2 protein-coding genes are annotated in these 14625 nt (G+C 50.8%); both read right to left on the reverse strand.

Annotated elements, in window-relative coordinates:
* Nucleotides 1–4: 4 nt before the first annotated feature.
* Complete coding sequence (locus tag SB724_RS04895) at nt 5–3808, reverse strand: non-ribosomal peptide synthetase (protein WP_410570291.1); 3804 nt, start codon at nt 3806–3808, stop codon at nt 5–7.
* Between the two features lie 19 nt (nt 3809–3827).
* Nucleotides 3828–14603 carry a non-ribosomal peptide synthetase gene (locus SB724_RS04900; protein ID WP_410570293.1) on the reverse strand — a complete coding sequence of 3592 codons (10776 nt, stop codon included), beginning with the start codon at nt 14601–14603 and terminating at the stop codon, nt 3828–3830.
* Nucleotides 14604–14625 lie beyond the last annotated feature (22 nt).

The raw sequence follows: 14625 nt of genomic DNA on the forward strand, positions 1-14625 counted from the left end.
GATGTTACAGATTCCGCGCCAAGCGTCTTCCGCTGTTTGCAATGATGTCCAGTATGACCTCAGCATTTTGCTGTGCAAAGGCGGGTTCAAACATATCTTTATGGGCGCCCCCGCCTTGATATTCCTGATAGAGTCCCGTTGTGGCGCCTTCCCACTTCATCGGCTCGGTCTTATCACTGTGCTCTTCCTTTATGCCGGCTTCGATAAAATGGAGGTTTGCCGCAATTTGGCCGTCATTTATCAGTTCCGCCCAGTACGTTTGATAGCGCTCTGTTTTTCTGATGACCGCTTCCCTGACGGCTTCCGGGACATTTTCGGCTGTTGCGTTTGTTGGCTGCGGCGGCAGTGCGTCAAGCTTTCTGTACGCGTCTGCGATAATGACGTCGCTGATTTCTAAGCCGCGCTTTTCCATCGCTTTTGCCGCCTCGAATGCCGTATTGCCGCCCGCTGAATATCCGAAGAGGATATAAGGGCCTTCCGGCTGGATTTCCAGCATTTTATCAATGTATTGTTCCATTCTGCTGTCTTCTTCAATAAAGTTAAAACCGTACACAGCAGCCCGTCCGTTTAATGCCGCCGCCAGATCTTTAAAGAAAATCCCGAAACCTGAGATAGGCGGAAAACAGAATAGGTTGCGGCCTTTCGGCTGATTCAGTCTGCTGATATGCTGTTCGGCAGCTTCCGACAGTGTGCTGGAATACAGCTTTTCAGCCAATTGTTCAATTGTCGGATATTCAAATATCATTTCAATCGGCACATCCATCTGCTGCCTGGTCTTCAGCTGATGAATCACTTGCAATGCTTTCAAAGAATGGCCGCCCAGCTCAAAGAAGTCATCCTGTATGCCCAGCTCCCCGCAGCCGAGGATCGGCGTCCAAATGTCGATCAGCTCATGCTCCACCCAGTTTCGTGGCGGAACGGCTTTTGATGACGTTTTTTTCCGTTCCGGCGCAGGCAGCCCGCGGCGGTCCACTTTGCCGTTTGCGGTAAGCGGCATACGGTCAAGCTTAATCACATACTGCGGAATCATATAGTCGGGAAGCGACCTGGCCAACAGGGATCGAATGGCTCTTTCTTCAGCATGTGCGCCTGTATAATACGCACAAAGGATTGCTTCTTGTCCTTCTTTTGCTGCGATGACTGCCGATTCCCTGATTCCATCTATTTCAGTCAAGCGTGCTTCAATTTCGGCCGGCTCAATCCGCTTCCCGCGAATCTTGAATTGGCGGTCGATACGGCTGATGTAACCGATGCTTCCATCAGGCATCCAGTGTGCCAAGTCGCCTGTTTTGTAGATCTTTTCTTCAGGATGAACCGGATGGCTGACAAATGCTTCACTTGTTAAGTCAGGCCTGTTTAAATAGCCTTTGGCAACCCCGTCACCGCCGACACAAAGCTCACCGGGCACGCCGATCGGCGCAAGTCCGCCATTTTTATCAATGATATACGCGGTTGAATTGCTGATCGGTTTTCCGATTGGGATCGGCTGAGAAAAGTCATGCCTGATTTCGTAAAAGGTGGAAAATGTCGTATTTTCCGTCGGTCCGTATATGTTATAAAGGCTGAGATTCGGACAGCGGTGTCTGACCTTATTGATGAGCGCCGGGGACAATGCTTCTCCGCCGACATATAAGGTGTGCAACCCAGAAAACATCTCCGGATCTGCCTGAGCAAACTGGTTAAAGAGCGCCGTCGTCAAAAACAGAATCGTAATCCGGTTGGAAGAAAGATAATTGCCGAACCTCTCAGGGGCAAGCATTGTCGAGCGGTCAACCACATGAAGACATGCTCCGTTCAAAAGCGCTCCGAAGATTTCAAACGTCACTGCATCAAAACCGATGGACCCTGTCAGAATGAGACGATCCGTCACACCGGCCGACGTGTAATTGCTGTTTGACACGAGCGATACGACGTTTCGGTTGGAAATCATCACGCCCTTCGGTTTTCCTGTTGAACCGGATGTATACATAATATAGGCAAGGTCATCAGGTGCTGTATCGGTATTCAGCTTTCCCGCATCAGCTGTTTGTTTTTCAGCTGCAGCCGGGATAGAGATGATGTGAGAAAAGTCAAAGTCAGTCTCAATCCCTTTTTGCACCGTTAACAGCTGTGCTCCGCTCTCAGTGAGCATATCGGCGATCCTGTCGGATGGCAGTTCTGCATCAAGGGGAAGGTACGTCCCTCCCGCTTTCAATACAGCGAGAACAGCGATGATAAATTCCGGTGAGCGTTCGGCCAGAATCCCGGCAATTCCCTTTGGCGGCAGACCGTTTTCCAGCAGGGTGCGGGCGAATGCAGTTGACCGTTCATCGAGCTCCCGGTACGTCATCGTCAGCCCGCCGGCGTGAAGCGCCTGATGATCCGGGGTTTTCTTCACCTGTCGGCTGAACAGGCTGATGATGCTTTTATCTCTTTCATAAGTTGTTTTCGTGTCATTAAATTCGCCGATTATTCTTGATTTTTCCTTTTGTCCGAGCATCGGAAGCCGATCAGCGGGAACATCGGGATTGAAGGCGGCGCCGCGCAGAGCTTCTTCCAAGTGTCCTTTTACGCTCTCTATCCATACTTCGTCATAAACGTTCGCATTGTAGCTGAATTTGATGAGCAGCTCATCGCCGGGCGCTATGATGAGGTTAAAATCGTAGCCCGATTGTTCCGACACGTTGACATTCCCGATCCGGAATGGTGCATCCGATTCCTTTTCCGCGTCTTTCATCTGCTGCTGAATCGGATAATTTTCAAACACGATGATATGGTCGATTAAATCCTGTTTCAGCTCAGTCTGCGATTGGATGTCAGCAAGCGGATGATAGCTGAACGCCTCTGAATCAAGCATTTCTTTCTGCAAGCGCCCCAGCAGTTCTCTAAAGCTTTCGTCACCCGTTTTAATGCGTACCGGCACGGTATTGATAAACAGCCCGATCATGCTTTCCACGCCGTCAATGACGGAAGGCCGCCCTGATACGACGGCGCCGAATACGGCATCGTCCGTCCGGTTGTAGCGCTGCAGCATCAGGCCCCATACAGTCTGCATAAGAACCGCGAGCGTAGCGCCCTCTTCTTTGGCGATGGTTTTCAGCCTGTCCGTCAGGTTTTGATCTAAAGAAAACAGCAGCTCTTCCTTGCGGTATCCTTTTTCCTGGGGACGGGCCGATATTTTCGGGAGTCCTGTGGGTGTCTCGCAGCCTGCTAAATATCCTTTCCAATATTCAGAAGCCGCATCTTTGTCCTGATCAGTCAGCCATGTAATATAAGTGCTGTAAGGCTTTGCGGGTGCCAGTGTGACGGGTGAGCCTGATGCAAGCGCCCGGTACATATGCATGAATTCCTGGAGGACGATGCCGAGGCACCAGCCGTCCATAAGAATGTGATGGTGGCTCCAGACGCATACATATTTTTCGTCACCCGTTTTAAACAAAGAAACACGCATCAGCATATCCTTTTGCAAGTCAAAGCCTTTTAAGCGGTCACGTTCCTTAAATCGCTGTAAATAGATGCTCTGTTCCTCTTCGTCCAAATGTGTAAGATCTTCGCGGTGCAGCCGGAATTCCCGCTCACGCAGCACAACTTGGCGGGGGCCGTTCAGCTGAGCGACATGAGGTAAAAAAACCGTTCTGAAAATATCGTGGCGGCTGATGACAGACTGTACGCTTTGCTCAAACAATTCCGGACGAAGCCGGCCTTTTATGGTGAAGACGGATTGCTCGATATATGCAGCCCCCTCCTTTTGCAGAAAGGAATGAAAAAGCATTCCTTCCTGCATTCGGCTGAGGGGATAAATGTTTTGGATATTTTTCGTTTTGTCCATGTGTTCCTCCCGCTCGATTTTAGTGGAAGCTGAGTAAGTCGGCAATATCCTGCAAGGCTTCCTCAGTCAGCTCCCGATCATCAAAGTCACTGACGGTCTTCTCCGTATCGGTTTTGCTGAGGCAGTGTTCCGACAGTTTCAGGAGATAATACCGGCAGCTTTCGGACAGCCGTTCGATCGTATCTTGCCGGAAGCGCTCCGTTTCATAGGAAATGCTGACGGTCATCCGGCCTTTTGCCGCAATCGCGCTGATTTCAAGTGACTGCTCCCGTTTCCATGTATCTGTCACATCATCTCCGCCTCCCAAAGGAGAAAACTGAAACGCGTCTGGCTGTTCCGTTTCTGCCGGATTCCCGCCGGGCGCATCGAATTGTCCGAGATAGTTAAAGCTGATCTCCGGTGCTTTCCCGAAAGTCATCCCGGCAAGCTTCGGCGGTGTTAAATATTTGAGGACGCCGTATCCGTTCCCTTTATCCGGAATGCGCCGCAATGTGTCTTTGACGGTTTTCAATGTGCGAATTTCATATTCTTCATGAGGTTCATAAACTCCGCTCCGGAAAAGCACCGGGTAAATGGAAGTGAACCACCCGACCGTCCTGCTGATGTCCGCACCTGCCTGCTCCGATTGGCGTCCGTGTCCTTCAAGGGCGATTTTCAAAGCGTGCCGCGGCGACCATTTCTGAACAGCGAGCACGGCGGAAGCCAAAAGCACATCTTGCGTATCCGTATTGTAGGCGCTGTGCACATCTTTCAACAGGGCGTCCGTTTCACTTTCTGTCAGAGTGAAGGATACCGTGTTCCGGTTTTTTGCAGAAGTTTGAGATAAATCTGCCTGCTCGTAAGGAAGACTTTCTGTTTGATAGTGTTCAATCTCCCGCCAATACTCCGCCTGCTGAAGCAGCTGTTTACTTTCGGCATAATCGGCCAGCTGCTCCGTATATGTTTTGAATGACATGGTTTTCGGAGGGAGTTTGATTTCCTGTCCAGAGACGGCCTGCTCATAAGCAGAAGCCAAGTCTTCCAATAAAATCCGCCATGATATCCCGTCGACAGCGAGATGATGGACCGTCAGAAACAAGTAATCTTCTGCTTCAGAGCGGAACAGCCCTGCCTGTACCAGCGGCCCGTTCTCCAAATCCATGTTTCTCTGAAGCTCTGCGACGCGGCGTTTTACAAAACGTTCCTTCTCATGCTCATCGCCTTCCGTTTCTAAAATGGTCAGGCTGTAAAGCTGCTCATCTAGGAGGTCAGCCGGTCTGTTGAAAAGGAGAAGACCTTTCTCTTCGTCTTTTTTGCAGACAAGGCGCAAGGCATCATGATGAACGGTAATGGCTTTTAACGTTTTCCTCAGGATCTCTTCATCTATTGAATTTGTTCTCGTCAGCATGACGGACTGGTTAAAATGATTTGCTTCCTTCATGTCTTGTGTGAAGAACCATTTGTGAACCGGCGACCACTTCACTTCTCCTTCTTCAGGAGCTTGGCTGACCGGCTGCCGCTCTGTACGGACATAAGGCGCCAGCTCCCTAATTGTCGGCCGGCTGAAAATATCTTTTACGGCGATCTGTTTTCCAGCCTGATGTAATCGGGCTGATACTTGCAGGGCTTTGATGGAATCGCCGCCCAGTTCAAAAAATGATTGATCCGCGGCAATGTTTTCAGTTCCGAGGACTTCGCTCCAAATCGCGGACAGCTCTTTTTCCATGTCGCTTTCAGGCTCGGTAAATGCCCGTCCGGTGTGCGCTTTTTTCCGCGGCTCAGGAAGCGCGCGGCGGTCAAGCTTCCCGTTCGGTGTGACAGGCAGGGCTTCAAGTGTTTCAAAGAACGCCGGCACCATATAAGCGGGCATTTCATTTCTGAGTGCCTGCTGCACGGTTTCACTTTCTGTTCCTTCTTCTGTCACGATATAAGCGCATAGTTCCGTTTGGCCTGCTGATGCGGTATGAGCGGTGACAGCTGCTTCTTTGACACCTTTTATGCCTGTTAAGGCGGATTCAATTTCTTTCAGTTCCACCCGGTAGCCTCTGATTTTGACTTGCTCGTCCATTCGGCCGATATATTGCAGCGTGCCGTCCGGCAGCCATTTTGCCAGGTCGCCCGTGCGGTACATGCGCCGGTTCTTCCGGAACGGGTCTTGGACAAAGGCTTGGGCCGTTTGCTGAGGAAGATTGCGGTACCCTCTTGCAAGGCCGGAACCCGAGATGCAAAGTTCTCCCGTTACACCGATCGGCTGCGGGTGATCCCCGTTTAAAATATAAACGTGTGAATGCTCAATCGGACGGCCGATCGTGATGTTCTCACTTTGTTCTATATGTCTTGCCGCGGTAGTGGCGACGCTGTTTTCCGTCGGTCCGTACTCATTGGCAAGCTCAGTGTGTGGACAAACTGATAAACTGCGGCTGATAATGTTTTGGTCGACAGCTTCTCCGGCTAATGTGACAATTCTGAGAGACTCTGCATCCTCCGGCTCCAGTACGTCAAGCAGTGTACGGTACAGTACGGGAACAATGATCATGTGAGTGATGCGGTAAGATGCAAGATAGTGTTTAATAGCAAGAATATCTCTTGCTTCATCTTCGGCTAAAACGGCCGCCTTCGCACCTGAAATCAGCGGTGTGAACATACTTGTTACAAAACCGTCAAAGGAAAATGAAAAGAGCTGAAGAACCGTATCTTTCTCATTCAGATCATAAAATCCGCTCCGCCATTGAAGGGTTTGGCTGACGGATCGATGTTCGACCATAACCCCTTTCGGCCTGCCTGTCGTTCCCGATGTATAAATGATGTAAGCCAAATTTTCCGGTGCTGATAATGACTGGACCGGCGAAGCATCCTGTTCTTGGATATCCTCCAGTGCGAGCACTTCACCGTTAAAACGATCAGGCACTTGTTCTATCGCACCGTGTGCGGTAAGGAGAAGCGCTGTGCCGCTGTCTGAGATGATATATTGCTTGCGTTCCTCCGGATATTCAGGATCTATCGGGACGTAGGCTCCTCCGGCTTTCCAAACCCCGAAGACTGCCGCTACTTGTTCCGGCGATCTTGGTATCACAATGCCGACGGCTGCATCAGGTGCGATCTGCCGTTTTTGCAGAGCTCTGGCGATTTTATTCGACCAGTCATCTAATTCTTTGTATGTGATCAATGTTTCCCCGCTGATAAGGGCCGCGGCATCAGGTGTTTTTCGCGCCTGGGTGATGAACAGTTCATGAACTGTTTTTTCAGGCAGCTGTTGATCCATCAAGCCGTTAAAGTCCGAAAGAATCCGGTTCCGTTCCGGAGCAGTCAGCATGCTGATCGCTTGTAAAGAAGTTTCCGGTTCACGGACAATGTGTTCAAGCATCGTCATAAAGTGGGAAGCCCAGCGCTGCATTGTTTCTCTCCGGAATAAAGACGCCGCATATTCAAACAGAAAATGAATCTGTCCCCCGCCTTCAGAAGCCTGTAAAGTGACATCAAATTTGGAAACCGGACGGGACACATCCGCAGGCTGAATATGCAAACCGTCCAACAGCAGTTCCTCATGCTCTATATTCTGGACGACAAGCATGGCGTCAAACAGCGGATTGCGGCTTGTGTCCCGCTGTACGCCGAGCCGTTCCACCAGCTCTTCAAACGGGTAGTCCTGATGCTCATACGCCTCAAGCGCCGCCTGGCGGACTTCCGCCAAATAATCGGTGAACCGTTTGCCCCCTTTCGGCTCCGTTCTGATGGCCAGCGTGTTGACGAACATGCCGAGAATCGGTTCAAGGTCTTTGTGCGGACGCCCGGCAATCGGCGATCCGACGATGATGTCTTCCTGCCCGCTCAATCGCGCGAGTAACGTATTGTACGCGGCGAGAAGCACCATATACAAAGTGGAGCCGTGATCCCGGGCGATGCGGTGAAGGCCGGATGCCGTTTCAGCGTCAAGCGTGCACGATACGCTGCCGCCCGCAAAGCTTCTGACCGCCGGACGGGGCTTGTCAGCCGGAAGCTCAAGCACCGGAAGCTCTCCTTCAAGCCGCTTCAGCCAATACGCTTCCTGCTTCTGGTACCCTTCTTTCTCCTGAAATGACCGCTGCCAGACAGCATAGTCTTTATATTGAAGGCGCATCGGCGCAAGCGAACGGCCTGCGTACAGCTCGCTGAATTCTTTTATCAAGGTGTTGACGGACACACCGTCAGAAATAATATGATGCATATCCGTTAATAAAAGATGGCGTTCGTCTGATTCTTTCACGAGGGCCGCACGGAAGAGCGGCGCTTCCTCCAGACAAAACGGCCGGACGAATGCGTCAGCTGACTCGGCCTCATCCAGCTGAAACGGTACGCTGTCATGGATGCGCTGTACCGGTTCGCCGTCAGGCCCCGTTTCAAAGGACGTTCTGAGCGACTCATGCCGCTCCACAAGCTGCCGGAACGTCTTCTCCAGCCGGTCGCGGTCAAGCGGGCCCGTCAGTTCCAGCACAGCCGGCATATTGTAGCCGACACCGCCGTCTTCAAGCTGTTGGAGCACATACATCCGTTTCTGCGCCGAAGACACCGGATAGGTATCTTGTGTTTTCGCAGACTGAATCGCTTCATACGGGCTCTCTTCCAAGTCCTGAATAACCGAAGCGAGCTCTTCCACCGTCGGCCGGGTGAAGATGTCCTGTAACGGCACCTGAACACCGAACTCTTTGGCGATGCGGGAGACGAGAGCCGTCGCTTTTAACGAATGGCCGCCCCGCTCAAAAAAGTGATCCCGGATGCCGACGGGGCCGTTTTTCAACACCTCTTCCCAAAGGGCGCAAAGCTTCATTTCCGTGACGTTCCGCGGGGCGGTGTACGCCTGTCTGTCTGCCGCTCCGCCGGGAGCCGGCAGCGCGCGGCGGTCAAGCTTTCCGCTCGGCGTGACCGGCCATTCGGTCATCTTTATGAACTGAGCCGGCATCATGTAGGCCGGAAGGCGTGCCGCAAGCTCCGCCCGCACGTCATCGCTTTCCCGTCCTTCAATATAGGCGTAAAGCGCGGTTTCGCCGTGTTCGGTCCGGGCGGTGACCGCCGCCTCACGAATGCCGTCGATGCGCCGGATCGCCGCTTCGATTTCCCCCGGTTCAATCCGGTAGCCGCGGACTTTCACTTGTCCGTCTGAACGGCCGAGCCATTCAACTAGGCCGTCTTCTGTCCAGCGTGCGATATCACCCGTCTGATACATGCGTTCTCCCGGATAAAACGGATCATCGAGAAAACGCTCCTCTGTCAGCTCAGGCCGGTTCAGATAGCCGCGGGCCACCCCTGTCCCAGCGATGTACAGCTCTCCGATACAGCCCGGCGGCAGAAGCTGTTTCTTTTGATTTAAAATATACAGCCGCATGTTATGCCCGGAAATGCCGATCGGAACATTGTGAAATTCTTGTCCTTGCGGTAAATCAAAGTACGCCGCTTCTACCGTCGCTTCCGTCGGACCGTAGGAATTTGTCAATTCCGTTCCCGGCAGAAGGTCATAAAAACGGGAAACCAGGTGCGGGCCCAATTGTTCACCGCCGGCAAAAACCCTTTTTAAGCAGGTCTTTTTGATCGGCTGTTTTCTGGAATTTATATATTCCAAGAAAGCATGAAGCATGGATGGCACAAAATGAGCCGCCGTTATGCGGTTATTCTCCAATGCGTTCAGTATCATTTCAGGGTCTTTCTCGCCGCTTTGCGGAAGGAGGAAAACAGAAGCTCCCGCGATCGGCCACCAAAACAGCTCCCAAATCGAAGCGTCGAAAGAGTATGATGTTTTATGCAAAATGATGTCAGAATCACTTAATCCATAACGCGTTTGCAGTGAGTATAAAAAGTTTACGGCTGACCGATGTTCAACCTGCACGCCTTTTGGGCGTCCCGTAGAACCGGATGTATAGATGATATAAGCCAATGAATCAGGTTTTACCCGAACGTTAGGGTTGGCCGCAGCTTCAGGGTTTCCTGTTTGTCCGCTTTTCAGAGAGATCATTTCTCCCTCAAAAAGATCTGGTGCGAAAAGTTCTGGTTCTGCCAGTAAGAATTTCACGCCGCTGTCTTTCAGTAAAAAGCGAATCCGCTCTTCCGGGTAATCCGGATCAATCGGCAGATATGCACCGCCTGCTTTTAAGACAGCGTAAATGCCGATCAGCATGTCAGGAGAACGCCGGCCCATAATGGCAGTTTTATCCTCCAGCCTTATCCCCCGCTTGATTAGCTGATGCGCAAGCTCGTTTGCCCTTTCGTTCAGTTCCTGATACGTAATCGAAATGTCATCAGTTAAAATCGCAGGACGGTCCGGCGTTTTTTCCGCCTGCTGTTCCAGCAGATCATGAAGAGACTGATGAAGCGGAAACGCTGTTTTCTGAAAGGGGCTGAAATCTTGAAGCAGAGACACTTCTTCTTTTTCTGTCAAAACAGAAATATCGTCTAATTCCAAGCCCGGATCAGCCGCGGCGTTTTCGGCAAGTGTCGTAAAAAATCCCGCCCATTTTTGAATCGTTTCTCTCTTAAACAAATCGGTGCTGAATTCAAACTGGCAGTACAATTCACCGGCGTTTTCAGAGATGTACAGCGATAAGTCAAATTTAGAAATCGGCAGGCTGACGTCTGCCGGCTGCAGTTCAAGTCCGGCCGCTCTAAGCTTCTGCTGTTCCATATTTTGCAGCGCAAATGTTGTGTCAAACAGCGGATTTCGGGACATGTCCCGCGGCACACCGAGCTTATCGACGAGCTCTTCTAACGGGTGATCCTGATGTTCGTAAGCCTCAAGCGCTGTTTGGCGAATTTCCTTTAAATATTCTTTGAATGTCATGCTTCCGTCGGGACGCGTCCTGAAAGCAAGCGTATTGACAAACATGCCCAGAACGGCGTCAAGGTCGGCATGAGGCCTTCCTGCAATCGGAGACCCGACAATCATATCTTCCTGTCCGCTTAAACGGGCTAACAGAACTGTGTACACACCAAGCAGCGTCATATACAGTGTGCATTTGTTTTCTTTCGCCAGCTTTTTCAACTGAGCTGTATGTTTTTCATTGATGACAAATGACACCCGGTCACCGGAAAAGCTCCGCACCGGGGGACGCGGCTTATCAGCCGGCAATTCAAGCACGGGAATCTCACCGGCAAGCCGGTTCAGCCAGTACTCCTCTTGTTTCCGATATGCGGCGCCCGCCATAAATGATTGCTGCCAGACGGCATAATCTTTGTATTGAATCCGTAACGGCGGCAGACTTCTCTCAGCATACAGCTCACTGAATTCACGTATCAAAAGATTGACGGATACGCCGTCTGAAATAATATGATGCATGTCAGCTAAAAGCAGATGCCGGTCTTTTTCTATTTGGACAAATCCCGCCCGGAAAAGGGGCGCTTTGCCGAGATCGAACGGCCGGATAAACGCTTCGGCTGATTGTTCTTTTGTAAATGCAAACGGCACGTCGTCATGAATCCTCTGCACGGGCAGGCCGTTTTTTTCTTCAAAGGACGTTCTGAGCGGTTCATGCCGCCGGATCAGTTCCTTGAACACGGCTTCCATCCTATCTCGGTCAAACGGCCCCCTCACCTCTAAAACGGCTGGAATGTTATAGCTGACACCGCCATTTTCAAGCTGGTGAAGGACGTACATCCGTTTTTGGGCGGATGAGACAGGATATGTTTCTTTCATTTCTGTCTTTTCTATGGATGCGAACGGGTTCTCTTCTGCTTCACTGATGATTTTGGCGAGTTCTTCTACAGTCGGATGGCTGAAGACATCGCTCAGCGGGATTTGCACACTGCACTCTTTAGCTATTTTTGCAACGAGTGCCGTCGCCTTTAATGAATGGCCGCCAAGCTCGAAAAAGTGATCGTGAACGCCGATCGGGCCGGTTTGAAGCACTTCTTCCCATATGCGGGTAAGCTTCAGCTCGGTCACATTCCGGGGAGCTGTATACCGACGGCCCGCTGCGTACGCCGAAGCTTCCGGAAGGGCCTGCTGATCGACTTTTCCGTTCGCAGTGAGCGGAATTGAGTCAACAAAAGCCCATTTGACCGGAATCATATACTCAGGCAGCTCTTTAGCCAAATCTCTCCGCAGCTGAGAAGGATCAGTCGCTTGTGAGACGCTGCAGTAAGCGCATAATTCATTTTCGCCCGACTCATTCGTTTGAATCAGAACGGCAGCTTCCTTCACGGCATGATGATTTGCCAGGACGGTTTCAATTTCCTTCGGTTCAATCCGGTACCCTCTGATCTTCACTTGATCATCTGTCCGGCCGATGTATTCAATTTGGCCGTCCGCACGCAGTCTTGCCAAATCTCCGGTCCGGTACATGACGGCGTCCGTTCTGAACGGATCGGGCAAAAATTTCTCTTTGGTCAGCGCCGGATTGTTCACATAGCCTCTTCCTGTATTCGCCCCGGAAATATACAATTCTCCCGCAATTCCGAGAGGCTGAAGCTGCCTATTTTTGCTGAGAATATACATCTTGTTATGATGGATCGGTTTCCCGATCGGCGGATGTTCAGGTATGTCATCTCCCGCAGAAATCGTATACGTTGAAACCACATGGGTTTCTGACGGGCCGTAATGATTATGCAGATGCATACCGTGTGAACGGAGCGTCTGCCTGAACAAACGCGAAACGGTCAGCTGCTCCCCGGCCGTAATGACATGCTTCACACAGCGGGGAAAAGACTGTGCATAACCTTCTTCATTGAAAAGCATTTTGACAAACGCAGTCGGGAAAAACACAACTTCCGTGTTGTGCTGATCAATAAACGAAAACAGCTGAGACACATCCCGTTTGATTGATTCGGGCACGATACAGAGGGTGCCGCCGCTCAAGAGTACTGAAAATAACTCCTGATAGCAGACGTCAAACGCCAAAGATGCGTACTGCAGCACATTTGTGCAAAAATCAATGTCTGTGTTCGTCAATTGGTCAGAAAGCAGGTTGGCCATATTTTTATGTTCGAGCAGCACACCCTTCGGTTTCCCTGTCGTACCGGATGTATAAATCATATAAAGAAGGTCGTCCGCCGTATTAATGGATTGCACATTGCTTCCGTCCGCTTCCGTCCCGGCCTCTTCTATGTATGTAACTTGCAGCGCTTGTTCCGCGGGGACTGACTGATGCCGCTCTGTTACAACATGGACGCAGCCGCTGTTTTCAATAACATATCGGATACGCTCCTTCGGACTGCCCGGATCTATCGGGACAAAGGCGCCGCCCGCTTTTAAAATACCGAGAACGGCCGCCGCTAAAGAAGGGGAACGGCCGAGCATGACGCCTACCGGTTCCTCCCGCTTTAATCCGCGCTTTTGCAGCAGGCGGGCCAGCTTATTAGCCGATTCGTTCAGCTCTTTGTACGTCACTGACTCACCTTCATACCGAATCGCGATTTGATTCGGCGTTTTTGCGGCCTGCCGTTCAAACATCGCATGAACCGTGTCGTATTCAGGTTTTTCGGTCTCTTCAGAAATCGGCGCAAGCAGCTGCGCTTTTTCCCCTGGAGTGATGATTTCAAGCTTGTCCGGCGTGATGTCCGGTTTGTCGAGAACCTGGGAGACGATGTGTGCCAAATGGCCTTTGATATTTTCGATAAATTGGCGGTCATACACGCTTGAATCGTATCTCATTTTCAAATGAATCTCGTCACCCGGCGCCACCATCAGGTAAAAACTGTAGTTGGTTTCGTCTTCCATGCTGAAATCATGGATGTGAAAAAGGTCTTTCGTGTCCCCCTTGCTGTTCAGCACATCAAGCTCCTGTTCAACCGGATAATTCTCAAAGACAAGAATGTGGTCAATTAAGCCTTGTTTTACCTGTGAATTCGCCTGTATGTCATAAAGCGGATGATAGCTGTAAGCCTGTCCTTTCAAAGCGTCCTTTTGCACGTTTTTGATCAGCTTTTGAAACGGGATGTCCGCCCCGCTGATCCGGACAGGCACGGTATTAATGAACAGGCCGATCATTCGCTCGATGCCTTCGATTTCAGACGGCCTTCCGGAAATAACAGAACCAAAAACCGCATCTTCTGTCTGGTTATACGCCTGAAGCAAAATGCCCCAGAGCGTGTGGAAAATGGTGCTCAGCGTGACCTCTTCTTTTACGGCCAGCTCTTTCAGCTTAGCTGTGTCCTCTTTTGAAAAGGAAAACGTCACTTCCTCTTGTCTGCTTTCGCCGGCTTTTTTCTGCTTCGGCAGAACAGTCTGCTGCTCAAAGCCTTCAAGGTATCGCTCCCAGTACGAAGCGGCTTTTTCTTTATCTTGCTCCATCAGCCACTTGATGTAGGTCCCGTACGGCACAGCGGGCTCAAGCGTTAACGGTGTCCGGCGGAGCCGCGAGGCGTATATCTGGAAGAACTCTTTCAGCACGATTCCGAGACACCAGCCATCCATAATGATGTGATGGAAACTCCATATACACGTATAATCACATTCACCGGTTTGAAGCAGCGTCACCCGCATCAGCATGTCTTTTTGCAGATGAAATCCTTTCTTACGGTCTCTTCGTTTGGCTTCTTCAATATGCTTGATTTGATCAGCCTTGTTTAAATTAGTGAGATTTTCCTCAATGATGCTGACGTTCCGCTCTTTTAATACGACCTGCTGCGGCACTGACACGTTCTGGCTGATAAAGATCGTTCTGAAAATATCATGTCTTTCGAAAAGGGCATGAACGCTCTCTTCAAACACGCGGGTGTCAACCTTCCCCGTTATTGAAAAGGAGGCCTGCTCGGCGTAAGCCTGTGATTCCTTTTGCAGGAGGGAATGAAAAAGCATTCCTTCCTGCATATAAGACAGCGGATAAATATCCTGAATTGCATTCTTTTTTGTCATGTTATAATCTCCCCGTCGCCTT

The organism is Bacillus sp. SIMBA_031, assembly GCF_046535225.1.
In the GTDB taxonomy this organism is placed as follows: domain Bacteria; phylum Bacillota; class Bacilli; order Bacillales; family Bacillaceae; genus Bacillus; species Bacillus velezensis.

Coding starts and splice junctions, on each gene's coding strand:
- SB724_RS04895 (WP_410570291.1), bottom strand. CDS start 3,808: ATGGACAAAACGAAAAATATCCAAAACATTTATCCCCTCAGCCGAATG.
- SB724_RS04900 (WP_410570293.1), bottom strand. CDS start 14,603: ATGACAAAAAAGAATGCAATTCAGGATATTTATCCGCTGTCTTATATG.